Raw genomic sequence first — 25,680 nt, forward strand, 5'->3', positions numbered from 1 at the left:
ATTAATTCGCCTGCAGTGAAATGGTGCGCGACAGGCCTTGCAAACCGTTCGCAAATACGTCCGGCTTGAACGCGTCTTCGTTGGCCAGCGACACGCGCAGCGCGGCCAGCTTGCGGTTCATCTCGGCCACGCCGGCAGCGCCGCCCAATGCGCCCTGCCTGGCCAGCGACGACGACAGGCTGGAGATGGCCATATAAGCCTGCTCGGCGCCGGCATAATCGGAGAACTGCTGGCGTCTGGCTTCATCGATCAGACCAAGCAGCACGGCGCGCTGCATCAGCGGCGTAAAACGCTGCTGTTCCAGCTTGACGATGTAACGCTGGATGGTGAGCGACAGCGCATTCGCCAGCGCGATCGGATCGGCGCCGCGTGCCGACGCATTGCCCGCCACCGCCTGATGCAGCTGCGTCACCTGGTCGCTGAAGGCATTGGCGCCGGTCGGATCGGTGGCGCGTACAATTGCGCGCAGCATCAGCAGATTGCTGTCGTTGAGGCGCATGCGGCCCGGCCCAACGCCGAGACGCGGCGTCCACTTCCTGTCGCTCATGGGGTGATGACATGCGTGGCAGTCGAACAAAGCCAGCTCCGGGAACATGCCGTCACGGCCGCGCTTTGGATCAGTCAGCATATCCAGCTGATTCTTCGACGCCAGCGCCTGGCCGATGGCCCACAGGCGCACGCTGTCGTAATCGCCCTTGCGTTTGTGCCAGTCGTCGTCGATTTTGTAGTGGGCCGGCGCCAGCTGGGCGAAAGTATCCAGCTCAAAGCTCAGGCGCGGATGGCCGGCGCCCATGATGCGGTGCGAGACGGCGCGGCTGTTGTCGCCGACGTGGCACGACAGGCACAACTTCGCCTGCTCCACCGGCTTCTCGGTCGGGTACATGCCCTTGGCCACATTGTCCGCGTGCGCGGTGCCGGGCACGGTGTGCGAACGGATCCACTTGTCAGCCGGTCCGTGGCAGGCTTCGCAGCCGACGCCGTCGGACAGCATGTGGCGCTCACCGCGCAAGGCCGGCGGCGGCGTGTGAGCGTGACAGTCCAGACATTCCTGCGCATTCTCCGCACCCTGCTTGAGACCCAGCTTGGCGGCGATCGAGCGCGACTGCGCGTTCAACAGCACGGCGTAAGCCTTGGCGTGCTTGTCGAGACGAGACCATGTAGTGTATTCGTTCTGCTGCACCGTGGAGCCGGTCCATGGCGCCACCGCGCCATGGCAGGTGCTGCTGGCGCAATTGACCGTGCCCAAAGATTGATGCGGCGATGCGTTGGGCAGCACCGCTGTGGTACTCGAACTGGCGGCCAGCACCAGCCCGCAGGCCAGCATCAGGCAGGCGGACAGGATCCGTTTCATTTCTTTCCTTTCTGCACGCGCGGCACGTAGTCGCCGGGCACACCCTTATCGCTGACAGTCCAGACTTGCGCGTCAGGTTTCAAATACAGTTTCGCCATTTCGGCGGCATTGAATGGGCGCGAGCCGATGCGGCCGAATACCGCGATCTGGCCGCCCGTCTCGTCGACCGCGCGGTCGCGGTCCAGGCCTTTGGACAGCGCAAGCGCCGGCGTGCGGGTGCGGCTCCATGCGATCAGCTGCGGTTTCGGTTCCGGCGAGAAGCCGTAGAAGCGCGGCTGCGTGTCCGGCGCGGTCAGCTGCAGTACCTTCAAACCATTGGCGCCATCGGCCACATAGCCGAACAGCGAGGCATTGGTGGAACCGACGATCACGTCGCGCGCGTCATTCAGTTTGCCGTCGGCGTTGAACATCTGGTACACCTTGGGCTCCGCCGGTTTCTCGACGTCGATGATGGCCAGGCCCTGGCGGCCGGCGGCCACGTAAGCATAGGTACGCGCCACATACACCTTGCGCGCATCCTCCAGCGCCACGCGGCCGGGCAGCAGCACCGGCCTGGCCGGCAGCGTCACGTCAATCACGCGCAGGCCGCTCCTGTCGGTCACGAACAGGTAGCGGAACTGCAGCGCCGAAGCGCGCGCGCCGTCCAGCTGCACGGTAGCCAGATGGCGCGGCTTCAACGGATCATTCAGGTCGACGATCACCATGCCGGCATCGGCAGCGATGTAGGCGATATGACCGCCCAGCACAATGTGCTGGGCGCCATTCAGCAGGCCGTTCGGATTCCAGGTCAGCGCACGCTTGAGGAAGTTGTTACGCGCCTCGCCGTCGGCCAGCGTATCGACGTTCACCAGAATCAGCCCCTCTTGCGAATCGCTGATGGCGGCGTAGTGGTAAATCGGATGGAACGGCTGCTCCTGATTGGTCACGCGCATCAAGTCGCCCTGATTGCGGGTCGGTGCGATCGGCTGGTTGGTCGGCAGCGCCATGCAGGTGGCGTTCTTCGACGGCACCTGCGTGTTCTGGCCCAGTGGCGAATACGGCGCGGTGACGATGCGCTGAGACACGCCCTTGTTGGCGATGCTGGCCACGTCATACACACGCAGGCCACCCTTGCCTTCCGCCGTGAACAGATATTCGCCGCGCAGTTGCAGGCAGTTGGCCGCACCTTCGGTTGGATGCGAGTGCGTATCGGTCAATTCCATCTGGCGCGCCTTGTGCTGCTCGTACCAGTCCGGATAAGCGTAGCGTTGCAGGTAGCTGCCCTTCACCGCCTGCGGTTCGTCCCACTCGGTGACAGTGGCGGCTTCCACGTGACCGGCTTCACCGATCCACGCGTTGTAGCCAACGAAGTTGACGAAGTTGGTCCCTTGCAGCAGCAACTGCGCCATGATGGCATTGTTGTCGTTGGCCTTGGAGACATGACAGTCGGAACAGGTCTTGGTTTCTTCCTTGCGTTCCGTATGCGGATAGTGCGGCGCGAACGCCTGCGACGAGAAGCCGCTGGCCGCGATCGGCGGCTGCTGGATGTAGATCTTCTCGCGGTTGGAGTTCACCGACGACAGTACCAGCGCCGAGCTGGAACGCACCGGCGTGATCTTTGATCCCTTGACCGGACCGGCCACGCCCAGCTGGAACATATCATCGCGCGCCACCTGCGGGTTGTAGGAAGCGTAGTTGCGCGTTTCGCCGCCCTCGTAGTGCAGACGCTCCGTTTTCCAGTTGGCCTGAATCGGCAGATGGCAACCGGCGCAGCTGGTGGTCCACGACAGGTGGCAGCTATGGCAGCTCATCTTGTCGTTGTCGTGCGCCAGCTTGGCCACGCCCGGTCCCCACTTGCCCTGCTGGCCTTCCGGTCCGGCGCTCATCAACTTGGCGCGCGCCGCCTTTTCGTTGTAGTGGGGGTTGGCCGGATTGACCGAGTCCTTCACCAGGCTGACTTCCCACTCCTTCTTCGGATCGGTGGCGGCGCGTTGATACAAGCGGCCTTCGCGCCATTCAAAGCGCTGGCGGCCGTCCTGCGTTTTCAACAGCGACATGTCCATGCCGCCCGGCTTGGCCGCGGGACCGCTGGTGCGCAGGGTTGGATACTTGGTGGCGCTGCCGTGGCAATCGACGCAATCGACTTCGATCGCCGCCGCCACCTCGCCGTAAATGTGGCCGTTGCTGTGCGCATCCTGCGAGAAGTGGCAGTCCACGCACTGCATGCCCTTCTCCATGTGGATCGAGGCCAGGTGCACGGTCTTCTTGAATTTATCCGGATCGTTATCGTCAATGATATTGCCCTTGGCATCCAGCAGCGCGCCCTTGCGGTCACGCTTGTAGATGGCGCGGAAATTCCAGCCGTGGCCGTGGTAGTCGGCGAACTGGGTGTCCTTCAGGGTCGGATTCAGCCTGGAGACGTTCTTCAGGAATTCAGGATCGCTCCAATTGCCGCGCGTCGCCGCCTCTTCCGGATTGCGTGCCTGGATGGCGCGGATCTCGGCATCGGTCGGATACTTCTGCTTCTTCGGCCACATCGCCGGCGCATCCGATTCGTAGTCCCACATGGTGTAGCCGTAGAACGAGTTCACGAAAATATTCGGCTGGTGCATATGACAGGTCATGCACTGCGACGATGGAATCGCGCGCGTGAATTCGTGCTTGATCGGGTGGCCGGACTCGTTTTTCGGAATGGTCGGATCGACGGTTTTGCTCATACCGCTGTTGCCGGCCGACGCGTAAGGGCCGGAGTGCAGCGGATCGCGGTCATTGGCGTAGATGGTGTGGCAGGCGGTGCAGCCGGACGAGCGATAATCGCCTGGCTGCTCATTCGTGCCAAGGAACCACAGGTGCGGGTCGTTCAGTCGCGTCTTGGTGATGTTGATGGCCGGGACCGCGATACGGCCGCCCGTGCCGGGGCCTCGATTGGACTGGTGGATATCCGGACGCCCCGGTTCATCCAGCTTTTGCAGCGTACCGGAGCTGTTCGGCAGGCCGATTTCCGGGAAGGCGCTGCTGATCACGCGGCCGCCACGCTCAAACACGCGGAACACGTCAGCCGGGGCAATGGTTTCCCACGCCGGCAACGGATACAGGCGATCCAGAATGCCCTTTTCCACAAACAGCTGGTTATCCACGCGCAGCGGATTGACGATCGCCGCCGCCGCGCCTTCCGGCGTGTAGGATTCGCCAAGGATGTAGCGTTTGTAAGGCAGGATACCGTTGTTGTAGCTGGCGCCGCCCCACAGCATGGCGGATGTCGCCATCAGGCTGCGCTCCTGCGCCTGGATGATCGGCAGGTGGCAGGCGCCGCAGGCGTCGCGCGCCACCCGCAGGTCGCCGGGATTGATGAAGCGGATGTAGGCCGGGTGTTCCTGATTCAGCTTGGCGTAAGAGCCTTGCGGATTGGCGGACGATGGGTACTTCCAATACTTCTCATTGCGCGGCAGGATATGTGCAGCGTCCAGCGCCGAGCGGTAAGCCGGGCTGTCCGGCTTACCTTCACCGATGACGGAGGCATTGCCGCCGTGGCAGTCGGTACACCCCAACACCACACCCGGATTGGCGTGCATGGTGTGGCGGTCAGTGACGGTGTGGCAGCTCAGGCAGCCGGACGATTTGGCGTCGGCCTGTTGTTCGCTTTGCGCAGCCGGCGCCGCGGGCGCCATGATGTATTCGCGCAGCGTCAGCACCGCCGTGGAATTGGCGCTCACCAGCGATACCGCCGCAGCCGCCATCAGCAGCAGCGCCAGTGCGAGGATGTGTTTGAACGCCTTCATGTCAGTAAGTCAGAACCATGTTGAATAAAACGGAATACAGCGTGCCCTGCTTGTCGCCATACAGGGCCTTGAGCGCTTTGCCAGGCCGCAGCGCCGCGACCGAGCTGTTGATGATGACGTTCTGGTTGTAGAACGGCCGCCAGTGCATGCCAACTGAAAAATCGGTCCCCATCTCTTTCGACGGCAGCGCCTGCGCGCGCAGCACTGCAAGTACGCGGGTGTCCATGAAGCGCAGGTAGGACACGTTGCCGAACACGCGCAGTTCCGGCATCAGATCCAGGTCCGCCCCCACGCCGATCAGGGCCAGGCCCGGATTGACGAAGTTGGACTGGCCTTCATCTTTGGATGAGCGCAGCGACGGCAGGATGCCGTTGCGGCCGGACAGCGCCACGCCGCCGCCGCCGATCAGCGGCAAGCCCTGACGGATGGAGAAGCTGCTGTCGGAGCCGGCGATCTGCGGATTTTCCAGAATGGCGTCGAAGCCGGTGGACTTGTTGTCGTACGGGTCTTTGTCGCCGGAGGCCAGCACCAGCGAGGCGCGCGCGCGTATCCAGCTGAAATCGCGCGACAGTTCGCTGGCGTGGTAGCCGGCGCGGATCTGCTGTGCGCTGTGCGCCAGCGGATCGTGTTCATTATGGCCGAGGGCGAGATACGTGGATGTGGCCAGATTCCATTCACCGAGATGGCCGTCGCCGCTGTAGCCCAGATAGGTGACATGATAGCGGTGCGAGCGCAGGTCGCCGAGGAAGGCCGGGCGCACCAGGAAACCGTTGGTGTCGTACGTCTTTTCGGTTTCCGAATTGCGATTGTGGACGATGCTGGCTTGCGAGGTGAAGCCGATCCACGGCCAGTCCTGACGGTACAGATTGGCCAGGTAGACCTGATCCTTGCGCAGCCCCTTGCCAACGGCGTTCAAGCCGCTGTTGGTGTCTTTCTCAAAGCGCGCGAACGCGGCGATGTTGTATTGCCAGCGGTTGTTGTCGCGACTGCCGAACAGGCGGATGCCAAACGGCGAGTCCTGGAACAGGAAGCCGCGGAAGTCGTTGGTGAATGGCTGGATGCCGACCCGCAGGCTGTCGAAGTCATAGCGGTCGGAGACGTTGCGCAGGTGGACGTCGGCAAACATCTCCTGGATGCCGACGAAGTTATCGGTACGGCGCTTGCCTTCCGATGGATCGATGCGCAGCGCGCCCGCTTCCTGCACCAGGGCGCGATTGAAATTGAAGACCGGGACGAAGCGCAGTTCGTAATCTGGCGGGCGGAAAGTGGTGTCGCCTTTGATTAACCCCAGATTCAGAATCAGGTTTTGCACCATGACCGTCTGCTGGCCGCGGCCGAAAATGTCGTTGGCGCCGGGCGCGATGCCGATCTGCCCGGCCACCGGGGTCGGCAAGCGACGCAGCTCCAGCAGCGAGTCGGAGACCACACCGAGGTTGAAGAACAGGTCAGGCGCGTACTGCTTGAGAACCGGCAGGTCGGCTTTCAGCGCGTTCTGGTTGTAGGGGTCGTACCAGGGGAACTTGAAGCCCAGCGTTTGCATCAGGCGCCAGCGGTCTGCTATCGGCAGGGATTCGCGCGGCAGGTTGGCTTGCGGCGGCGGCACCTGCAGTGGATCGATGGCTGGCAGGACGGCCAACTGCGGCACGCCGGCCGCAGCGCCCGGGCGCGCGGGCTGGATGCCGTCGGCAGCTTCCGGGGCGCGCGCGGCACCCGGGGCGTCGAATACTTCGATCGTCATTTCGCCGTATTCTGCGGGCGCCATCTGAATCCAGCCGGCGCGTTGCGCATCCAGAGGTACCTTGTACCAGTCGCCGCGCTGCTCAAGAATGCCGACCATGGCGCCGCGCGACAGCTCGGCCAGCGGCAGCGACTTGACGGACGGTTCCGCGCGTACCGGCACTGTGACGGCCATGACCTGCAATTGCTGCAGCGATGAGGAGGCGGCGCCAGACTGCGGCACCGCGCGGACTGACGCGGCCGGAGCGGCTGTGGCGACTGACTGCGTTGCAGGCAGTCCGGCGCCCGCTTGTTGCGCGGTGGCGGCGGCCATTGCCGAGGCGCCGAGCAGCGCGCTGGCTGCGTGGCGGGAGAACGCGGTTTTAGATGCCATCACACACGCTCTGCTCTGTACTGTTGTTGAATGGCGCTTGCGGGCACTGGGCGTAGCGCAGGTTGCGGCCTTGCGGCGCCAGCGTGTCCGCGCGTCGCGAGGCCGGCGCATGACCGATGCCGGTCTTGAGTGACGCCGCAGCCCGCGCGACGCCCAGCATGCCGATCATGTCATCCTGATCGACGCCATCGCCAGATACGCCAATCGCGCCGATCAGGGTGGCGCCACGATAAATAGGGAAACCGCCCGGGAAGGTCTGCATGCCATTCTCCAACCCGATCGCATTGCCGGTGCAACTACGGTTGGCGGACGATGGCGCCAGAATCGCCCCCACCAGCGACGGATACACCAGATCCAACTGCAGGCCGACGTTAAACGGACTCCAGGTCGCCGTGGTCTTGGACAAAGGTCCGGCCGGGTTGCCATCAATCCCATCCGGGAAATGAGGCCGCGCGATATTCCCGATCGAGCGCGCCGAAAACGCCATGCCATCGCCGAACGCCGCAGCATTTCCAAAGAAGCTGCGCGACGTCGCCATATAGCTATCCACGCCAAACAAGGCGCCCTGCTTGAGTGAACCATTAAAGTAGCCCAGCTGCGGCAAGGCGGAAATCGCCGCCGACGCGCCAGACGACGAGAAGAACGCCGCCGTGCGCGCCTTCTGCAGGGACACGTCGACACCGAACACCGGCCCATCGCCGCTGCGTGCAAGACCCAGCACATGGCCAGCAGTATCAACGACGGACACCGTCACCTCCGCTGCCGAACCGACCGGAATGCGGATCTGCGCGCGCGCCTGCGCGGCCACGCCCAGCGCCTGCGTAATCACTTCCTGCACCTCCGCCGCGCTCATACCCACGCCGCCGGAGGCCGCCGGCAGCGGCGACAGCGAAGCGCTGGCCGGATAGCGATTGCCCGCCGCGTTCACCAGAATCTGCGTACTGCCCTGCGCGATAAATCCGGACGCAGGTTCACCAAACGCCGTGCCGGCCAAAATCGCCGTGCCGTCGTAGTAGCCGTCCACCGCCAGCAAGCCGCCGGCCATGCCGCTGATGCGCGTAGCCGTTACCGCCACCGGCTGCGAGGCCGAATCTGCATAGGTCAGCGTGACGCCGCCGGCGGTGATGCGATCCGCACGGATGCAATCCGGCGCTGCAAAGCCGATTTGTGCCGACAAGGCGATGCGCTCATCCAGATCCGCGCCGCTGGTGGTGGGTGATGGATCGAGGCCGTACACGCCATCCGCGATAATGCCCACCCCACCAACCACGCGGCCATTTTTATACAACGGGAAGCCGCCTGGATCAGCGGCGAGACCCAGCGGCGAACGCTTGGGGCCAATGCCGATGCCGGCGCCGCGCTGCACCAGATCACCGCACGGCAGTTGGCTGAACTGGACACCAAACAGCGGCCCGCCCGCCGTCTGCGCAATGCCCGGCACAAAGTGGTCCTGCACGATGAAGCTGGCCGTGCGCGTGCTGAAGGCATTCCCGGACGAGGACAGATAGGCGCCGGTCAGCGCCTTGGCCACCGCCGCCAGATCGGAACCGATCAAACCACTCAAACCGTCCAGGCCTTGCGGGCTGTCCGCGCTGTTCTTGCCGCTGCCGCTGAGGATATTCACCGTGGTGCCAGCGCCGTTCATGCGATAGACCGCCAGCACATTGCCGACGCGGTCCACCACCGCAATGGTGGCTTTGGCGCCCAGCCTGGACGCCGCCTCCGCGCCTTGCGCCAGCACCTGCTCCACTTCCGCAGCCGTGATGGATTGCGGCGTGGCTGCCGGCGCAAAGCAGCTGCCGCCGGTGGATGATCCGCCGCCGGAAGCGCTGCCCGCGCCGCCGGACGAGCCGTCACCGCCGCTGCATGCGGCCAGCAAGGCCAGCGCCATCAGCGCGCCAGCCATCCGTCTGGCGGAATGAGAAATACGCACGCTCATGGCTTCATCACCTTCGCGGCTTTGGGACCGGCGTGCAGATCGGGCATGTGATAGCCGTGGCACATTGCGCAATCCGACTTCACCTTGCCCACCACCGGTTCGGTGCCGACGTGACAATCGCGGCACTCTTTGATGGCTGGCATCAGCACATCGCTGGATTTGCCCGACCTGGCAGCCATGTGGCAGTCGCCGCATGGCGCCTGACGATGCGCGGCGTGGTCGAAGCTGGCTTTCGGCATCCACGCATGTTGCGGCGCCACCGGCGCAATCTTCCATTGCGGCAGATCCGCGCCCGGCGTGCCGGCCTTGCCCGGACCAGGCACGCGCGTCACATCGTGGCAGACCACACAAGAGGTTTTCTCGAACAGCTCCGTGGCTGCGGCGGCGGCACGCGTACGCGCATCACCCGGACCTTGCACGAAGCTGACCGGCGCGCGCTGCTCAGCGCCTGGACGCACCGTGAACACCGGACCATTCACCGGCGGCGTATCGATCGCCACCTTGCTGCTGTTGACGTAGCCGTAGAATTCGCGCAGCGTCGACAGCACTTCGGCCGGCGAACCATGCGGCACCTGGCGCTGCGACAGCGCCGGCTCAAACGCCAGCGCGTGACAGGACTGGCAATCGTTTTGCATGGTCACGCGCTGGAAACCGGTACCGCTCTCGGTCGGACGGTGACAGCTTGCGCATTCCAGCCTGGTCTTGCCATTCGGGCCGGCGATGCCGCCCGCCACCAGGTGTTTATCATGCGGGAACTTGAGCGTGTTGGCCTGGCCAATCGGCTGGCTGCCCTGGCGCAGGCGAACGAAGGTCGTCTCCGACGCCGCCACCTGCACGCGGAACTGTGGATGCAGCCTGGCGAAGTCCTTCACGTTGGCGACTTGCGTGCCTGGCAGTTTGCTTTCCAGGTCGCCATGACAGGAGGCGCAACCGGCACCGATGTAGCGGCGGTTCTGCGATACCAGGCCCTCGGCTCCCTGGTGGTCACGGTGGCAGATGGCGCAGCGTGTTTCATGCAGCGCCGGCATGGAAGCGACTTTATCGGCCACGTGATTGCCGATGCCGCGATGGCACGCAAGGCAGTCCTTGTCCTGCACCTGCTTGAACGGTTCGGAATGGCAGGATTTGCAGTCCAGCCCAAATGGCTGGTGCGAAGAAGACAGCGTGCCGGGATTCCATTGCGCGTCCAATCCCAGTGCGGTTGGCGAGGCACGCGTGAACCCGTGGTTCAGCATCGGCGCGGCAGCCGGCGTCTTGCGCAGATTGACGGCCTTCTCTTCCACCGGCTGGAAGATGGCAGGCCATACCGACGCCATCACCGGCAGCACCAGTGCGCCCAGCAGCACCACTACAAACAGCAGCCACGACATGCTGCGGCGTCCGATCAACGGACGTTGCAGCGCATCGATCTCCTTCTGGAGCTTATCGTTGTTACGGGATTGCATAAGCGATTACCAGTAGAAGAAGACGGAGACGATGTGCGCGATGAGCGCCACCAGCAAAGCGATCGACATCGGCACATGGAACAGCAGCCAGATTTCCGTCAGCGTTCGCAGTCGTACGAAGGAACGAATGCGCTTGAGCTGCTGCAGACGGCGGAATTGCAGGGTGTAGATTTCGTTGGAATTGGGGTCGGCCTGGTCGCCGACTTCGCGCAGACGTTTCAGCACGCGCGCGGTGGCGCAGTGGCGATTGCGGCCAGTCAGGCGTTGGCGGCGTTTAGTAAAGATCTCGCAGGCCGCTGATTCTTCCACCAATGCCAGCAGCATTGGCGGCCGGCCTTGCGCCAGCATGCGGCAGCGGTCATCGAGGTCGCGCAGGTCCTGCGCGATCTGGTCCAGCGTGCGGCCGTCCAGCAGATCGCCCATCAGCGATGGATGGTGCAGGTACAGCACCACACCCCAGATGCCGCTGATGATGACGGCCATGGTCAGGGCGTAGGCGAAGGTGTGGACGTTCCAGCCGAATTCAAAGCCGCAGTGCAGCGTGGCCACAACAGCCAGTGCGAGACCGAGGTAGACGTGGGCCGACAGCCAGCCGCGCAGGGTGCCCATGCGCGAAGCATAGGCGCGTTTGCGCACGCCGAGCAGCAGCAGGAAGACAATCAGCAGCGCGCCCAGCGTGCCGAGGCCATAACCGAGGATGGTGCCGCCGCCCGGTTTGATCGGCGGATTATCGACGACATACAGCGCGATGCACGCGGCCAGCAGGACGATGGCCCACTTGGCGTAGCGGAAACGCTGGAACGACATGAAATTGTCTTGCAACATATTTTGACTTCTGGCTGGAGGCTGGTGTCTTTTTATTTAACTGAAATTGCAAATAGTCAACTATATGCAGGCAGTCTAACACCATCTGGCATGGGAAATTTGGCGATATTTTTATTTGGCGCGTATACGCAACTGTATGCGCGTTTCGCCTGGTTTTACGGGCTGCGGAGACGATTCCAAATCGCCGGGAGCGGCGCTGGCATTGCCGGTTTTGGAGATGCGTGCGGTAACGACAAGCTTGTCGAATTGTGACATTTTCACGCCGGGCATCATGCCCATGCTGTCGTCGAGGGTGAATTGCAGGGGCAGATCGCGCACTTGTTTACGCAACACGGCGAGCGGGAAGCGCGGGCCATCGGCGGCTTTGGCGACCACGAAGACGGTATCGGTGTCGGCCACCTGGGCACGCACGGCGGGGTCCAGATCGACCATGCCGCTGATAGCCGTGCGGGCCGGCGCCGGCGATGGCGGGACGGCAGCGGCACGCGCGGCGGCGTCAGCGCCTTCCATCGGTGCGCCGATGTGAGCGAGGTTGTCGCGGGCCATCTGGGCGAATTCGGAGTTGGGAGTGGCGTTGGCCAGGGCGGCTTGCCAGTGCACGGCAGCGGCGGCGAGGTCAGTGCGTTCGAATGCGGCGTCGCCCGAGAGAATCAGGGCTTTGACGTTTTTTGGATCAGCGGCCAGGGCGCGCGCCAGCAAGCGTTCTGGCTCGCCTTTCAGTTTCTGGTTCTGCGTCATGGCGAGGACGTCGGCATAGTCGGCCAGGATCTGGGCATCGTCCGGGATGAGGGCGACCAGGCGTGCATAGGCGCCGCTGGCAGCGACGAAGCGGCCCATGGCGCTGTAGGAACGGGCCAGCAACGCCCAGCCGTTAGGGTCCTGCGGTTCGCGTGCCATGCGCTCGGCCAGTTTGGCGACCATGGCCTCGGCTTCGTTGCTGGTGTGCGGATCGAGGCCCTGGCCCGCGGCAGCGGCAGGCGTGGCGGCCGGCGCGACCAATGCTTGTGGCGTTCCCAGCGATGCGTACAACACGCCCGCGCCAGCCACCAGCGCGAACGCCAGCGCGACAGCTTGCCAGCGCGGCGCCGATGCGGCGGCCTGCGCGGTGTGTGGAACGGCGGGATGCACATCCTCGGCGACCCGTTGTTCAAGTTCGCGGCGGGCGGCTGTGTAGGCGTCGGCGTCGATGCTGCCTTGTTCGCGGTCGGCCTCCAGCTCGCGCAGCTGATCGCGCAGGACGGCCAGATTCAGCTGGTCGGCTTGCGGCGCGGTAGCCAGGTTGGCGCGCGACAGCAAAGGACGCAGAATCAGCCACAGGACCAGCGCGCAAATCACAGCGGCGGCGAATACGAAGCCGTTCATGGCTGCTCCTTGTCGTTATCCAGCAGCGCGCGGGCGCGCTGCAATGCTTCTTCTGAAGGCGCAGTCTCACGCCGCGCCGCGCGCAGGCGCGAAATCAACAACGCAACGCCGGCCAGCAGCAACAACGCCGGCCCAAACCACAACAACCAGGTGGTCGACTTCACCGGCGGACGATACAAAACAAAGTCACCATAGCGCTGCACCATGAAGTCCAGCACTTCCTGCTCAGACTTCCCCTGCGCCAGCTGCTCGCGTACTTCACGGCGCAAGTCCGCCGCCAGGCCGGCATGCGAATCCGCGATGGTCTGGTTCTGACACACGAGGCAACGCAATTCCTCTTCCAGCGCGGCGGCGCGCTGGTCCAGATCCGCATCCGCCTGCGCCGACAACGACAGCAGCATCAACAAGGCAGCAATCCACTTAGCCATTGCCGCTCTCCTTGTTCAGCTTTGCGATCAACGGCACCAGCGTGCCGGTCACCACTTCCGGCGTCAGGATGCCGATCTGCTTGTAGCGGATCACGCCACGCTTGTCGATAACGAAGGTCTCCGGCACGCCGTATACCCCATAGTCGATGCCCACGCGGCCATCCTGATCAAACGCCGACACCACATACGGATCACCCGCGCGCTGCAGATTGGCGATACCTTCGTCGCGCACATCCTTGTAATTCAGGCCGACGATCGGCGCCAGCTTCATGCGCGCCAGCTCCATCAGCACCGGATGCTCCTGACGACAAGCCACGCACCACGAGGCCCACACATTCAAAATCCACACCTGCCCCGCCATATCACGGGTGCCGATCTGACGTTCCGGCATATGCAGCTGCGCCAGCGAAAACGCCGGCGCCGGCTTGTTAATCAGCGGCGACGGCACCTCGCGCGGATTCAGATGCAAACCCACCCACAGAAATCCCAGCAGCGCAACGAACACGCCCAGCGGCAGAATAAAGCGCTTCATGCCTTGCCTTTCTTCAGACGATAGCGCCGGTCCAGCGCCGCCAGCAGCCCGCCGAACGCGATCAGCAGTGCACCGGCCCAGATCCACGCCACAAACGGCTTGTGCTGAATGCGCACGATCCAGTTGCCCGCCTTGACTTCTTCGCCCAGCGCCAGATACAGGTCGCGCGTCGGACCGCGATCAATGGCCGCTTCCGTCATTGGCATGCCGCCGGATGCAAACTGGCGCTTCTCGGGCAGCAGCGTGACGATGTGCTTGCCATTGCGCGTCACATCAAAGGTGCCGCGCACCGCCGAGTAGTTCGGACCTTCCACATTCTGCAGGCCGACAAAGCGGAAGTCATAGCCGTTGACGTGGTGGATATCGCCGCTCTGCATCGGCACGTCGTGCGATATCTCGCGGCCCTTCACCAGCGTCACGCCAATCACAAACACGCCGATGCCGGCATGCGCGATCAGCATACCCCAGTAGCTGCCCGGCAGCGTGGACAAGCGATGACTGAGGCGCGTGCGGTTGTCTTCAAACACGCGCAGGCGTTGCAGCAGATGCCACACGCTGCCCAGCAAAATCCAGGCAGCCAGCCCGAGGCCCATCAGCAGCAGTGGCGAAATGCCGACCGCCACGCCGGCGGCAATCGCCAGCAGCACGGCGGCCACGCCAACCCAGCGCAGGCTGCGCACGTCCTTGAAGCCGGCCTGCTTCCAGCGCAGGAACGGGCCAGCGGCCAACAGCAGCAGCATTGGCGCCATCAGCGGCACGAACACGGTTTCGAAGTATGGCGGGCCGACCGAGATTTTGCCCATGCCCAGCGCGTCCAGGAACAGCGGATACAGGGTGCCCAGCAGCACAGTGCCGGCGGCAGCCACCAGCAGCACGTTATTCACCAGCAGCAGCGACTCGCGCGAGAACATGGCGAAGCGGCCGCCCAGACCAACCTGCGGCGCGCGCCACGCGTACAGCAGCAGCGATGCGCCCACCACCAACGCCAGAAATATCAGCACGAACAGGCCGCGCTTTGGATCGGTGGCGAAGGCATGAACCGAGGTCAGCACGCCGGAGCGCACCAGGAAGGTGCCCAACAGCGACAGCGCGAACGCCATGATCGCCAGCAGCACGGTCCAGTTCTTGAAGCTGCCGCGTTTTTCGGTGACGGACAGGGAGTGGATCAATGCGGTGCCGACCAGCCATGGCATGAAGGAGGCGTTTTCCACCGCGTCCCAGAACCACCAGCCGCCCCAGCCTAATTCATAGTAGGCCCAGAAGCTGCCGAGGAAGATCCCCAGCGTCATGAAGGTCCATGCGACCAGGGTCCATGGACGCGACCAGCGTGCCCATGCGGCGTCCAGCTGGCCGCCAATCAGGGCGGCGATGGCAAACGCGAAGGCGACCGAGAAGCCGACGTAGCCCATGTAGAGCAACGGCGGGTGCGCGATCATGCCGATGTCCTGCAGCAGCGGGTTGAGGTCCTGGCCTTCAGCAGCGCCAGGCAGCAGGCGCTCGAACGGGTTGGAGGTCCACAGGATGAAGGCGAGGAAGCCGACGCTGATCAGACCCATCACGCCGAGCACGCGCGCGACCACTTCGGCCGGCAGCTGGCGGCTCAGCGCGGCGACGGCAGCGGTCCACAGCACCAGGATCTGAATCCACAGCAGCAGCGAGCCTTCGTGTCCGCCCCAGACGGCGGAGATGCGGTAGTGCAGCGGCAGCAGGGTGTTGGAGTGGGAGGCGACGTACAGCACGGTGAAGTCGTTGGCCACGAAGGCTTGCACCAGGCAGGCGAAGGCGAAGGTCACCAGCAGCGCCTGTGCGTAGGCGGCAGGGCGGGCGACGGCCATCCAGCGGCCCGCAGCGGGGCCGCCATGCAGCGAGGCGAATAAAGGCGCCACGCCTTGCAGCAATGCGACGCAAAACGCCAGCATCAGCGCGAACGAACCTAATTCTGGAATCATTATTTCTTGTCCCTGGCCTCGGCGGCCTCTTTCAGTGCGCGCGCAGCGTCCGGCGGCATGTAGTTTTCATCGTGCTTGGCCAGCACCTCGGTGGCGGTGAAAACGCCGTCGGCGCCCAGCTTGCCCTGCACAACTGCGCCCTTGCCTTCCTTGAACAGGTCCGGCAGGATGCCGCTGTAGCGCACCGGCACGCGCTGCGACAGGTCGGTGATGACGAAGTCCACACTCACGCCGTCGCCTTCACGGCGCAAGCTGCCCTGCTCCACCAGACCGCCCATGCGCAGGTTGCGCGCGTGGTCAGGACTGGCCAGCAGTTCGGTTGGCGTCACCGAGAACACGAGGTTCTTCTGGAAGGCGGACGAGATCAGCCAGGCCGCCAGCGCCAGCAGGGCCAGGCCCGCGGCCACCAGCGCCAGGCGCTTTTGTCTAGGTTTCATCGTGATCCTGTTGATGTTTCAGCTGCGTCAGCGCGGCGCGGCGGCGCAGGCTCAGGGCCACGCTTTCGCACACCGGCAGCAGCAGCGCGGCGCCGATCGAGCCCCACACGTACAGGCCATATCCGCCCATGTGCAGCCATTCGCTCATGCGGCATCCTTCAGCCACGCGCTGCGTTTCTCGCGTTCGATGATGATGCAGCGCAGGCGTGCCAGTGCGGCGGCGAAGGTGTAGGACCATGCGCCCAGTGCCACCAGCAGCATCCCGGTCAGCATCACGGCGGCCATGCTGGGTGCGGCGGTCAGGCTGACGGACGCGCCTTGATGCAAGGTGTTCCACCACTTCACGGAGAAGTAGATGATGGGGATGTTGACCACGCCGACCAATGCCAGCACGGCGCCTGCGCGATCGGCGCGGCGTGGGTCGGTGATGGCGGATTGCAGTGTCATGAAGCCGATATAAAGGAATAGCAGTATTAATTCAGACGTCAGGCGCGCGTCCCACACCCACCACGCGCCCCACGTCGGTTTGCCCCACAGGGCGCCGGTCCACAGCGCCAGCGCGGTGAACATGGCGCCGGTCGGTGCGAGCGCGCTGGCCATCATTGATGACAGGCGCGTGTTCATCACCAGACCCAGGCCGGCCCAGAAGGCCATTGCCAGATAGATCACCATGGACATCCATGCGGCGGGAACGTGCACGTAGATGATGCGGTAGGAGTCGCCCTGTTGCCAGTCGGTGGGCGCTTGCACCAGGCCGACGTACAAGCCGGCGGCGGTAAGCAAGATTGCCAGTGCTGCAAACCATGGAATCAATTTGCCCGCCAGTGGATAGAACTGTTGCGGAGCGGCGTAACGGTAAAGCAGACTGGTTTTCATTGTGGACATTGTATCAACAGTGTTCACTCCAAGGCAATGCGCAAAGCCGCCGCCGTGGCCCACGGAGCCAATGCTACAGCGCCTGCCAGCAGGCCTCCCAGCAAAAACAGATGCGATTGTGGATCTGGCGCCACAGCAGCGCCGGCGCCGAAAATTAGTACGGGTACGTACAGTGGTAAAACTAATAATGCAATCAGGACGCCGCCGCCGCGCACGCCCAATGTGAGAGCAGCGCCGATCGCGCCGATCAGGCTGAGGATGGGTGTGCCGAGTGCCAGGCTGGCCAGCAGGACGATCACTTGCTCGGCGGGCAGGCCGAATTGGAGGGCCAGCAGCGGCGAGAGGATGATCAGCGGGATGCCGGTCGTTAGCCAATGCGCGAGGATTTTGCCGGCGACCAGCAGCGTGGCCGGCTCGGGCGAGAGCAGCATTTGTTCGAGTGTGCCGTCGGCGTGGTCCTGGGCGAACAGGCGGTTCAGCGCGAGCATGGAAGATAGCAGCGCGGCGATCCACAGCATGCCGGGGCCGATCGTGCGCAGCATGGCCGGCTCGGGCCCGAGGCCCAATGGCGCCAGTGCGGCGACGATGATAAAGAAGAAAACGGAGGACAGCACGTCCGCGCGGTTGCGCATCGCCAGCAGCAGGTCGCGGCGGATGATGCCGAGGAAAGCGGTCATCATGACGAGGCTTTCGGCGTCGCGGGCGCGGCGGCCGACGGCGTGGTGCCTGCGGCGATCGGCATGACAGCGGCAGCCATAGGCGTGGAGCCGGCGGCCAGCGGCACGGCAGCGGCGGCCGATGGCGCGGGCGTGGCGTTGCATTGCGCGGGGCCGGCGGCGGGAGGCGTGGCGGTCGCGCGGTCGAGGTTGAGTTCCAGCGCCTGTGCTGGGCACAGCGGCAGGTCGGTGTGGGTGGTGTAGACCAGCATGCCGCCGCGCGTGAAGTGCTGATTGATTGCTGCGCACAGGGCGGCCACCGCATCCTGGTCCAGGGCGTTGAATGGCTCGTCCAGTATCCACAGCGGTGCGGACTGACCTTCGGCGCCATGCAGGCGCGCCAGCGCCAATCGCTTGCGCTGCCCTTGCGACAGCGAGCGGGCCGACAGTTGCGCGGCGCGGGCCAAGCCCAGTGCTGCAAGCGACTGCTCGGCATCCGCCCGCGGCAATGTGCGCCCCTGCAGGCGCGCCGCGTACACCAGATTTTCCCACGCCAGCAGCTCGTCCTTGACGGCTGCCGCATGGCCCAGATAAATCATCTGGCCGTGATACTCATCGCGGCAGGCGGCAAGCGCCCTGCCCTGCCAGCGTACCTCGCCCGATTCGGCATGCGCCAAACCGGCCAGGGTACGCAGCAAGGTAGTCTTGCCGCTGCCGTTGGCGCCGCGCACGCGCAGCGCCTGTCCTGCCGCCAGCGACAACGACACGCCTTTGAACAAGCGGCGTTCTCCGCGAACGCAGCAAAGATCAACGGCCTGTAACGTCATCGCGGCGCGGACCGGTTACTTACGCTTGGCAGCGCTGGCGTCACGCGCGGCGCGGAACTCGGCGTCCCTGGACCAGTTAGGCCAGTCCTTGGAGTCCGCCAGATCGCGGCCCAGCGAATACAACATGCCCAGATCGTGTGACATGCCGGCGAAGCTCCACTTGGCGCTCCACTCGTCCGACGGCTGGTGGTAGTTGTTGGTGGTGTAGGCCTCTTCCGCCTTGCGGCCAGCTTCGATGCCGCCATCTACCAGGTCGTTACCCGAGCCGTACGAAATCGCAGGCACGCCGCGCTTGGCGAACGGGAAGTGGTCCGAGCGGAAGAAGTGGCCCGCTTCCGGCAGCGGATCAGGCGTGTAAGCCAGGTTGTACTGCTTGGCCTTGGCGATCAGCTGATCCAGCAGATCCAGCTTGGCGCTGCCGGAAATGGTGAAGTTACGCGCCAGGCCTTCCGGGCTCAGTGCATCCATGTTGATCACGCCAACCGTGGTCGCCAGCGGATACAGCGGATTGGCCGAGTAGTACTCGGAACCCAGCAGACCTTTCTCTTCCGCGGTCACCGCCAGGAATACCACGCTGCGCGCAGGCGCAGGCGCTTTGCCGTAAGCGCGCGCCAGTTCCAGCAGCGCGGCGATGCCGGTGGCATTGTCGACGGCGCCGTTGTAGATCTTGTCGCCCTTGGCGTCCGGCAGGCCTACGCCCAGATGGTCCCAGTGGCCGCTGTAAATCACGGTTTCGTCAGGCTTTTTGGCGCCCGGCAGACGCGCCACCACGTTCTTCGAGGTGATGACTTGCGCATCGACCGCGTAGTTGGCCGACAGCGTGATGCCCTTCAGCTCCGCAGGCTTGAAGTCGCGGGTCTGCGCCTGCTTCTTCAGCGCTTCGAAATCGAGGCCGGCGCGCTTGAACAGATCCACCGCCAGGTCGCGCTGAATCCACGCCTCCATCGGCGCGTGCGCTTCCGAAGGCTTCTTGCGCACGATGTCATACATGACGTTGGTGTTGGAGTTCTTCACCGTGTTCCAGCCGTAAGACGCCGGCGCGGTTTCGTGCACGATGATGGTGCCCAGTGCGCCACGGCGCGCCATCTCTTCATACTTGTAGGTCCAGCGGCCGTAATAGGTCATGGCCTTGCCGCCAAAGTCGCCCTGGCCGGTCTCGAAGTCAGGATCGTTGATCAGCACCACAGCCAGCTTGCCCTTCAGGTCCTGGCCCTTGAAGTCATCCCACTTGCGCTCAGGCGCGGTCACGCCGTAACCGACGAACACCAGCGGCGCATTCTTGAAGTCGACCAGTTTGGAGCCGTTCATGGCGGCGCGTACGGCCAGATCATCGCCCTGCTTCAGTTCCTGCACCTTCTTGCCGTCGCTGACCGACAGCTTGACCGGGCCCTTGATTTCAAAGCGGCCCAGCGGCACGTCCTGCGTCCACGCGCGCTGGCCCTTGACCAGGTCACCGCCTGGCTGCAGACCGGCGGCCTTGAACTGCTCGATGATGTAGGCGACGGTCTTGGTCTCGCCGGCGGTGTTCGGACCACGGCCTTCGAATTCGTCGGACGACAATACCTTCACATCCTGCGACAGACGTTTTGCGTCGATCTCAGGACCGTTTGCCGCGTGGGCGGCAGTCGCTGCAAACGCCGCGATCAGCGACATTACAAGCATGGTTTTCTTCAAGCTAGCCTCCTTGGGTTACATAAAAAATGGTCAGCGTATGCCGACCATGCCGCGAACGGACGCGTTCAATTTGGCAGGGTCGTAGCCATAGCCGTCCTTGAACACGATTTCCACGTTTTCGATATCGGCGATGCGCCGTGTCGGATCGCCTTTCAGCACCACCAGGTCGGCGTGCTTGCCCGGCGCGATCGAGCCGATGCTGTTCTGGCGCCCCAGATATTGGGCGCCGTTCAGGGTGGCGATGCGGATCGCCTCCAGCGGGGTGAAGCCGGCTTCCACCAGCAGCTGCACTTCGCGCTGATCGCCAAAGCCAGGCAAGGTGCCGCCATTGCCGGTCGGATCGGGACCGGCGATCAGCAGGCCGCCGGCGCGCACGAACGCCAGTTCAAACGCCATTTCCTTTTTCAGCAGCGCCTCCTGGCGCGCGGCGTAGCCGGGCACCGCAGCCGTCAGCGCACGCGCTTCCAGATGGCTGCGCAGCGCCTCCGGCGACATTAGCGCCATCTGCTTGCGCGACAACAGCGGGCGTGTCGGCACAAAAGCTTCAAACACCGGCAGCGTGGAAGTGATGGCCACCTTGCGCGCCACCAGATCGGCGATCAGCGCACGCACTTCCGGGCTGTCGATCTCGCGCTGCTCCCACGACGCGGCCACCGCGCCGCCGGCCGGGCATTCATCCGGCTTGCGGTCTTTGACAAATTCGGTGTCGGTGAAGACCGGGCCGTGTTCCAGATTGTCGATGCCCAGCGCGGCGGCCTGGCGGTAGTCGACCGCGCACAGGTGGCCGGTGACTTTCAGGCCGTGCTTGTGCGCCTGATCGATGGCGGCACCCAGCACTGCACTGGAAATTTTCATATAGGCCTTGAACGAGGTCGCGCCCTCGCCGGCCCAGAAGTCCACCGTCTTGCGCGCGTGGTCGGTCTCGGTCAGCACCGCCATCTGCGGGAAGAAAGTGTCCTTGCCTTCAAGGTAAGGACCGGTGACATCGATATGGGGACCGGGGATGTTGAATTCGTCGATCTGGCGGCGGATATTCAGATCGGTGTACGGCTCCACGCTGCCGGTGGTGCGCATGGTGGTGACGCCGGCGGCCAGATACAGGCGCGGCGCGCTGAAGGCGATTTCGGTGACAAACACGCCGGGCGGCGGCGTCTTGCCGTCCTGGTCGCGGTTGATCGACTCCACGTACATCAGATGATTGTGCATGCCGACCAGGCCGGGGATGACGCTGCGGCCGCTCAGATCGATCACATGGGCGCCCTTGGGCGGCGCGGCGCGGGCATCGGTGATGGCCTCGATGCGGCCGTCGCGCAGCACTACCATGCGGTCTTCCTGGGCGGGGGCGCCGGTGCCGTCGATCACGCGCACGTGCGTGAGGGCGATCAGCGGCTGGTCGTACTGGATGAACTTGCGTACTTCCGCCGACGGCGATTGCGCCAGCGCCGCCGCGCTGCACGCCATGGCCGCACAAGCCAGCTTGATCCGATGTCGCATCCATCCCCCCCCTTTTTCGTAGCTGGACATACTGCCACGAAACACCCAGGTGGACAATGTCATAAACAATTTTCAACTTTGCAATTATTTCCTGTAGGATATAGGTTTTCTTGCAAGGAGCCCGTATGCGCCGTTTGATCACTGCCCTGTTTTGCCTGAGTCTGACGGCAACGCTGCCCGTCATTGCCACAGCCGACGACGCAGCGCCCAAGATGACCGCCCAGCAGTTCCTGTCCTCGCTGACTTTCCGCGAAGGCAAAATCACCCTGCCCGGCGATATCGCCACCCTGGACCTGCCGGCCAATTTCCGCTATCTGGACCCGGCAGACAGCGCCAGACTGCTGACCGATGGCTGGGGCAATCCACCGGGCGCCAAAACACTGGGCATGATTGTGCCGACCGACGTCAATCCGCTAAGCGCCGCCGGCTGGGGCGTGGTGGTCACCTATGACAAGGACGGCCACGTCAAGGATGACGATGCCGACAAGATCAACTATGCCGACCTGCTGAAAGACATCCAGGAAGGCATGGTCGAGAATAACAAGGCGCGCAAGGAGCAAGGCTATGCGCCGATGACGCTGGTCGGCTGGGCCGAGCAGCCAAGTTACGACAAGGGCCAGCACAAGCTGTACTGGGCCAAGGAACTGCACACCGAAGGCGACAAGGAAAACGGTTTGAACTACAACATCCGCGTGCTGGGCCGCGAAGGCGTGCTGGTGCTGAACGCGGTCTCGGGCATGAACCAGATCGCGCAAGTCAAAACCGAGATGAAAAAAGTCACCGGCTTCACCGATTTCACACCAGGCAACCGCTACACCGACTTCAACGCCAGCACCGACAAGGTGGCGGAATACGGCATCGCGGCGCTGGTGGCGGGTGGTGTGGCGGCCAAGCTGGGTTTCTTCGGCAAGATTTTTGCCGTGCTGCTGGCTTTGAAAAAATTCATCCTGATCGGTGTCGCCGCGATCGGCGGCTGGGTGTACAAACTGCTGGGCCGCAAGCGCGAGGAAAAAGCCGCGGCCGTTGACCTGAGCAAGCCGGAGTAAGTTGATGGGCAAGCTGATCGTCTGGCTCCTTGCGGCCGGCAAGATGGGCAAGCTGCTGACCACCAGCGCCACCATGCTGATTTCCATCGTGGCGTACAGCTGGATTTACGGGTGGCGTTATGCGGTCGGCTTCGTCGGTCTGATCTTTGTGCATGAAATGGGCCACTATGTGGCAGCGCGCCAGCGTGGCCTGGCGGTAGGCGCGCCGACCTTCATTCCGTTTGTCGGCGCGTGGGTAGCGCTCAAGGACGTGCCGCATGACGTCGAGACCGAAGCCTACATCGGCTTTGCCGGCCCGTTGGCCGGCACGGCCGGCGCGATGGTCTGCTATTACTTCGCACGCAACAACGACAGCAATTTGCTGCTGGCCCTGGCCTATTCCGGCTGCATGCTGAATCTGATCAATCTGATTCCGGTTTCGCCGCTGGATGGCGGACGCATCACCGCCATCATATCGCCCAAGGTGTGGCTGGCTGGTGTGCCTTTGCTGGCGGCGCTGTTCTTCTACCATCCGAGCCCGATGCTGATCCTGGTGGCGGTGCTGGCCTATCCGCAAATCAAGGAAGCCATCTGGGGCGATCCGGCCAAGCCGGATGGCTACTACACTGTGCCGCGCGACACGCGCATCAACTACGGCGTGCTGTATCTGGGGTTGGTGGCGTTCCTGGCCATGATGAGCTACAGCGTGCACGACATGCTGGGCAGCTCGGTGAAGTAACGTACGGTTGGGGCGCAGTCATGCGCCCATACTGGCAGCCTGTACGCTTGAGGGGCAGGCCATGCCGGAGGGACCATCCATTGTTATCTTGCGCGAGCAGGCCGAGGGTTTCGTCGGCCGCACCATCACCCACGCCAGCGGCAACAGCAAGGATGTCGATTATCCGGCGCTGGCCGGGCAGCCGATTGTCGCCCTGCGCAGCTGGGGCAAGCACTTCCTGATCCAGCTGCCGGACCGCGCGCTGCGGATTCATTTGCTGATGTTCGGCAGTTACCGTATCAATGAACGCAAGGATGCGCAGCCGCGCCTGAGCCTGGGCTTTGACGATGGCGAGGAATTCAATTTCTACACCTGCTCGGTGAAGACGCTGCCGCCCGACCTGGACGCGCAATACGACTGGAGCGCGGATGTGATGTCGGATCAGTGGGATGCGAAGGCCGCGCTGAAAAAGCTGCGCGCCAAGCCGGACATGTTGGTGTGCGATGCCACGCTTGATCAGGAGATCTTTTCCGGCGCCGGCAATATCTTCAAGAACGAAGTGCTGTTCCGCATCCGCGTGCATCCGCTGTCCAAGGTGGGCGCGCTCTCGGCCGCCAAGCAGCGCGAGCTGGTGGAGCAGATGCGTGTCTACGCCTTTGATTTCCTGCGCTGGAAAAAAGCCTTCGTGCTGAAGCAGCACTGGCTGGCGCACACCAGGCGCATCTGCCCGCGTTGCGACATCCCCTTCCACAAGGCGCATCTGGGCAAGACCCAGCGCCGCAGCTTCTTTTGCGTCAAATGCCAGAAGCAGTACCCGCCCGCGCTTACACCAGCCCGGTCAGGTAGTACACGGCAATCACAAAGAACACCGCCAGCGTCTTGATGATGGTGATGCCGAAAATGTCGCGGTAGGACTGGCGGTGCGTCAGGCCGGTGACCGCCAGCAGGGTGATCACCGCGCCATTGTGCGGCAGCGTGTCCATGCCGCCGCTGGCCATGGCCACCACGCGGTGCATCACCTCCAGCGGGATCTGCGCCGCTTCCGCCGCGCGGATGAATTGATCCGACATGGCCGCCAGCGCGATGCTCATGCCGCCCGAGGCGGAACCGGTAATGCCGGCCAGCGAGGTGACCGACACCGCCGCATTCACCAGCGGATTGGGCACGCTGCGCAGCGCTTCGCTGACCGACAGGAAACCCGGCAGCGCGGCAATCACGCCGCCAAAGCCATATTCCGAGGCGGTATTCATGGCGGCCAGCAGCGCGCCGCCGACCGCGGCCTTGGTGCCGTCAGCAAAGGTGAAGCGGATGCGCTTGAAGGCGGTGGCCACAGTCAGCAGGATGCCCAGCAACAGCGCGCCTTCCACCGCCCAGATGCCGATCACGGATTTGATCGGCAGCGTAACCGGGGCGTGCAGGCCGGGCAAGGCATCGGCCGTCAGGGCGTAGCTTTCGCCATACCAGCCGGGAATCATTTTGGTCAGGATGAAATTGGCGACGCCCACCAGCACCAGCGGCGCCAGCGACAACAATGGATGCGGCAAGCCGGCGCGCGCCGCTGCCGCCGGGGGCGGGGCAGCGGCGGCAGGCGCGCCGGTGGTCGCAACGGTTGCACTTTCATAGCCCTCACCCGTGGCCATGGCGCTACGGCGGCGCCATTCCAGAAAAGCCAGGCCGGCGGCCAGGGTGGCGATGGAACCGGTCACGCCCAGCCACGGCGCCGCCCAGCCGGTGGTCTTGAAGAAGGTGGTCGGAATGATGTTCTGGATCTGCGGCGTGCCCGGCAAGGTATCCATGGTGAACGAGAACGCGCCCAGCGCGATCGCGCCCGGCATCAGGCGCTTGGGGATATTGCTCTGGCGGTACAACTCGGCCGCAAACGGATACACGGCAAACACCACCACGAACAGCGACACGCCGCCATACGTCAGCAGCGCGCACACCAGCACGATCACCGCATTGGCGCGGGTGCGGCCGATGTACTTGATGGCTGCCACCACTATCGACTCGGAAAAGCCGGATAATTCGATCAGCTTGCCGAACACCGCGCCCAGCAAAAACACCGGGAAGTACAGCTTGACGAAGCCCACCATCTTGTCCATGAAGATGCCGCTGAACACCGGCGCCACCGCGCCCGGGTCGGTCAGCAGCACCGCGCCCAGTGCGGCCACAGGGGCAAACAGAATCACGCTGTAGCCGCGATACGCGGCCAGCATCAGAAACACCAGTGCAGCAAGAACAATCAAAAAAGACATGCCGGCTCCGCAAACAAGT

21 protein-coding genes are annotated in these 25,680 nt (G+C 63.9%); 3 read left to right on the plus strand and 18 right to left on the minus strand.

The window, feature by feature from the left end; genetic code table 11:
* Nucleotide 1: 1 nt before the first annotated feature.
* The 17 genes from ABDW57_RS18990 to ABDW57_RS19070 all read right to left on the minus strand — a co-directional run bounded on the left by ABDW57_RS18990 (nucleotide 2) and on the right by ABDW57_RS19070 (nucleotide 21,663).
* A complete protein-coding gene (locus ABDW57_RS18990; protein WP_343731738.1) occupies nucleotides 2–1,351 on the minus strand; it encodes a multiheme c-type cytochrome in 1,350 nt (449 codons plus the stop codon).
* Entirely contained in the window at nucleotides 1,348–5,109 is a 3,762-nt protein-coding gene (locus ABDW57_RS18995; RefSeq protein WP_343731739.1) for a multiheme c-type cytochrome, read from the minus strand. The genes ABDW57_RS18990 and ABDW57_RS18995 overlap by 4 nt, the downstream gene beginning before the upstream one ends.
* Before the next feature lies 1 nt (nucleotide 5,110).
* Entirely contained in the window at nucleotides 5,111–7,219 is a 2,109-nt protein-coding gene (locus tag ABDW57_RS19000) for a hypothetical protein (protein WP_343731841.1), read from the minus strand.
* Nucleotides 7,209–9,158, minus strand: a complete 1,950-nt coding sequence (locus tag ABDW57_RS19005; RefSeq protein WP_343731740.1) for a heme-binding protein — start codon at nucleotides 9,156–9,158, stop codon at nucleotides 7,209–7,211. The genes ABDW57_RS19000 and ABDW57_RS19005 overlap by 11 nt, the downstream gene beginning before the upstream one ends.
* Nucleotides 9,155–10,603, minus strand: coding sequence for a cytochrome c3 family protein (locus tag ABDW57_RS19010; RefSeq protein WP_343731741.1), 1,449 nt, complete (start codon nucleotides 10,601–10,603; stop codon nucleotides 9,155–9,157). The genes ABDW57_RS19005 and ABDW57_RS19010 overlap by 4 nt, the downstream gene beginning before the upstream one ends.
* A gap of 6 nt (nucleotides 10,604–10,609) precedes the next feature.
* Complete coding sequence (locus ABDW57_RS19015) at nucleotides 10,610–11,428, minus strand: hypothetical protein (RefSeq protein ID WP_343731742.1); 819 nt, start codon at nucleotides 11,426–11,428, stop codon at nucleotides 10,610–10,612.
* Nucleotides 11,429–11,539: 111 nt separating this feature from the next.
* Entirely contained in the window at nucleotides 11,540–12,790 is a 1,251-nt protein-coding gene (gene ccmI / locus ABDW57_RS19020; protein ID WP_343731743.1) for a c-type cytochrome biogenesis protein CcmI, read from the minus strand.
* On the minus strand, nucleotides 12,787–13,218 hold the full coding sequence (locus ABDW57_RS19025; RefSeq protein ID WP_343731744.1) for a cytochrome c-type biogenesis protein: 432 nt from the start codon (nucleotides 13,216–13,218) through the stop codon (nucleotides 12,787–12,789). Before ABDW57_RS19025 ends, ccmI begins: the two co-directional genes overlap by 4 nt.
* Complete coding sequence (locus ABDW57_RS19030; protein WP_343731745.1) at nucleotides 13,211–13,750, minus strand: DsbE family thiol:disulfide interchange protein; 540 nt, start codon at nucleotides 13,748–13,750, stop codon at nucleotides 13,211–13,213. The genes ABDW57_RS19025 and ABDW57_RS19030 overlap by 8 nt, the downstream gene beginning before the upstream one ends.
* Nucleotides 13,747–15,699: a heme lyase CcmF/NrfE family subunit gene (locus tag ABDW57_RS19035; RefSeq protein ID WP_343731746.1), complete on the minus strand. Its 1,953-nt coding sequence runs from the start codon at nucleotides 15,697–15,699 to the stop codon at nucleotides 13,747–13,749. Before ABDW57_RS19035 ends, ABDW57_RS19030 begins: the two co-directional genes overlap by 4 nt.
* Nucleotides 15,699–16,136: a cytochrome c maturation protein CcmE gene (gene ccmE / locus ABDW57_RS19040; RefSeq protein WP_343731747.1), complete on the minus strand. Its 438-nt coding sequence runs from the start codon at nucleotides 16,134–16,136 to the stop codon at nucleotides 15,699–15,701. The genes ABDW57_RS19035 and ccmE overlap by 1 nt, the downstream gene beginning before the upstream one ends.
* Nucleotides 16,126–16,284, minus strand: a complete 159-nt coding sequence (gene ccmD, locus ABDW57_RS19045) for a heme exporter protein CcmD (RefSeq protein WP_343731748.1) — start codon at nucleotides 16,282–16,284, stop codon at nucleotides 16,126–16,128. Before ccmD ends, ccmE begins: the two co-directional genes overlap by 11 nt.
* Nucleotides 16,281–17,012, minus strand: coding sequence for a heme ABC transporter permease CcmC (gene ccmC, locus ABDW57_RS19050; RefSeq protein ID WP_343731749.1), 732 nt, complete (start codon nucleotides 17,010–17,012; stop codon nucleotides 16,281–16,283). The genes ccmD and ccmC overlap by 4 nt, the downstream gene beginning before the upstream one ends.
* A 23-nt stretch (nucleotides 17,013–17,035) precedes the next feature.
* Nucleotides 17,036–17,692: a heme exporter protein CcmB gene (gene ccmB, locus ABDW57_RS19055; protein ID WP_343731750.1), complete on the minus strand. Its 657-nt coding sequence runs from the start codon at nucleotides 17,690–17,692 to the stop codon at nucleotides 17,036–17,038.
* Entirely contained in the window at nucleotides 17,689–18,495 is an 807-nt protein-coding gene (ccmA, locus tag ABDW57_RS19060; protein ID WP_343731751.1) for a cytochrome c biogenesis heme-transporting ATPase CcmA, read from the minus strand. The genes ccmB and ccmA overlap by 4 nt, the downstream gene beginning before the upstream one ends.
* A gap of 15 nt (nucleotides 18,496–18,510) precedes the next feature.
* Nucleotides 18,511–20,169: a M28 family metallopeptidase gene (locus ABDW57_RS19065; RefSeq protein ID WP_343731752.1), complete on the minus strand. Its 1,659-nt coding sequence runs from the start codon at nucleotides 20,167–20,169 to the stop codon at nucleotides 18,511–18,513.
* 30 nt (nucleotides 20,170–20,199) lie between these two features.
* Nucleotides 20,200–21,663, minus strand: coding sequence for an amidohydrolase family protein (locus tag ABDW57_RS19070; protein ID WP_343731753.1), 1,464 nt, complete (start codon nucleotides 21,661–21,663; stop codon nucleotides 20,200–20,202).
* A 125-nt stretch (nucleotides 21,664–21,788) separates the two neighbouring features.
* Here ABDW57_RS19070 and ABDW57_RS19075 point away from each other — a divergent pair, with 125 nt between their 5' ends.
* From ABDW57_RS19075 to ABDW57_RS19085, 3 genes are all read left to right on the plus strand, one after another.
* Nucleotides 21,789–22,709 (plus strand): DUF2167 domain-containing protein, encoded by a 921-nt coding sequence (locus ABDW57_RS19075; RefSeq protein WP_343731754.1) that lies wholly within the window; start codon nucleotides 21,789–21,791, stop codon nucleotides 22,707–22,709.
* A 4-nt stretch (nucleotides 22,710–22,713) separates the two neighbouring features.
* Nucleotides 22,714–23,427 carry a site-2 protease family protein gene (locus ABDW57_RS19080; RefSeq protein ID WP_343731755.1) on the plus strand — a complete coding sequence of 238 codons (714 nt, stop codon included), beginning with the start codon at nucleotides 22,714–22,716 and terminating at the stop codon, nucleotides 23,425–23,427.
* Between the two features lie 61 nt (nucleotides 23,428–23,488).
* Nucleotides 23,489–24,289 (plus strand): DNA-formamidopyrimidine glycosylase family protein, encoded by an 801-nt coding sequence (locus tag ABDW57_RS19085; protein ID WP_343731756.1) that lies wholly within the window; start codon nucleotides 23,489–23,491, stop codon nucleotides 24,287–24,289.
* Here ABDW57_RS19085 and ABDW57_RS19090 read toward each other — a convergent pair.
* On the minus strand, nucleotides 24,231–25,661 hold the full coding sequence (locus ABDW57_RS19090) for a GntP family permease (protein WP_343731757.1): 1,431 nt from the start codon (nucleotides 25,659–25,661) through the stop codon (nucleotides 24,231–24,233). The genes ABDW57_RS19085 and ABDW57_RS19090 overlap by 59 nt on opposite strands.
* Nucleotides 25,662–25,680 lie beyond the last annotated feature (19 nt).

The sequence above is a fragment of the Duganella sp. genome, from assembly GCF_039595735.1.
Lineage (GTDB): Bacteria > Pseudomonadota > Gammaproteobacteria > Burkholderiales > Burkholderiaceae_D > Rugamonas.

Excerpts from the sequence above, each read along its gene's own strand:
- ABDW57_RS18990 (WP_343731738.1), bottom strand. The coding sequence starts at position 1,351 with ATGAAACGGATCCTGTCCGCCTGCCTGATGCTGGCCTGCGGGCTGGTG.
- ABDW57_RS19075 (WP_343731754.1), top strand. The coding sequence starts at position 21,789 with ATGCGCCGTTTGATCACTGCCCTGTTTTGCCTGAGTCTGACGGCAACG.
- ABDW57_RS19085 (WP_343731756.1), top strand. The coding sequence starts at position 23,489 with ATGCCGGAGGGACCATCCATTGTTATCTTGCGCGAGCAGGCCGAGGGT.
- ccmE (WP_343731747.1), bottom strand. The coding sequence starts at position 16,136 with ATGAAACCTAGACAAAAGCGCCTGGCGCTGGTGGCCGCGGGCCTGGCC.
- ccmC (WP_343731749.1), bottom strand. The coding sequence starts at position 17,012 with ATGAAAACCAGTCTGCTTTACCGTTACGCCGCTCCGCAACAGTTCTAT.
- ABDW57_RS19010 (WP_343731741.1), bottom strand. The coding sequence starts at position 10,603 with ATGCAATCCCGTAACAACGATAAGCTCCAGAAGGAGATCGATGCGCTG.
- ccmA (WP_343731751.1), bottom strand. The coding sequence starts at position 18,495 with ATGACGTTACAGGCCGTTGATCTTTGCTGCGTTCGCGGAGAACGCCGC.
- ABDW57_RS19015 (WP_343731742.1), bottom strand. The coding sequence starts at position 11,428 with ATGTTGCAAGACAATTTCATGTCGTTCCAGCGTTTCCGCTACGCCAAG.
- ABDW57_RS19090 (WP_343731757.1), bottom strand. The coding sequence starts at position 25,661 with ATGTCTTTTTTGATTGTTCTTGCTGCACTGGTGTTTCTGATGCTGGCC.
- ccmD (WP_343731748.1), bottom strand. The coding sequence starts at position 16,284 with ATGAGCGAATGGCTGCACATGGGCGGATATGGCCTGTACGTGTGGGGC.
- ABDW57_RS19005 (WP_343731740.1), bottom strand. The coding sequence starts at position 9,158 with ATGAGCGTGCGTATTTCTCATTCCGCCAGACGGATGGCTGGCGCGCTG.
- ABDW57_RS19000 (WP_343731841.1), bottom strand. The coding sequence starts at position 7,219 with ATGGCATCTAAAACCGCGTTCTCCCGCCACGCAGCCAGCGCGCTGCTC.
- ABDW57_RS19035 (WP_343731746.1), bottom strand. The coding sequence starts at position 15,699 with ATGATTCCAGAATTAGGTTCGTTCGCGCTGATGCTGGCGTTTTGCGTC.
- ABDW57_RS19030 (WP_343731745.1), bottom strand. The coding sequence starts at position 13,750 with ATGAAGCGCTTTATTCTGCCGCTGGGCGTGTTCGTTGCGCTGCTGGGA.
- ABDW57_RS19070 (WP_343731753.1), bottom strand. The coding sequence starts at position 21,663 with ATGCGACATCGGATCAAGCTGGCTTGTGCGGCCATGGCGTGCAGCGCG.
- ABDW57_RS19025 (WP_343731744.1), bottom strand. The coding sequence starts at position 13,218 with ATGGCTAAGTGGATTGCTGCCTTGTTGATGCTGCTGTCGTTGTCGGCG.
- ABDW57_RS18995 (WP_343731739.1), bottom strand. The coding sequence starts at position 5,109 with ATGAAGGCGTTCAAACACATCCTCGCACTGGCGCTGCTGCTGATGGCG.
- ccmB (WP_343731750.1), bottom strand. The coding sequence starts at position 17,692 with ATGATGACCGCTTTCCTCGGCATCATCCGCCGCGACCTGCTGCTGGCG.
- ABDW57_RS19080 (WP_343731755.1), top strand. The coding sequence starts at position 22,714 with ATGGGCAAGCTGATCGTCTGGCTCCTTGCGGCCGGCAAGATGGGCAAG.
- ccmI (WP_343731743.1), bottom strand. The coding sequence starts at position 12,790 with ATGAACGGCTTCGTATTCGCCGCCGCTGTGATTTGCGCGCTGGTCCTG.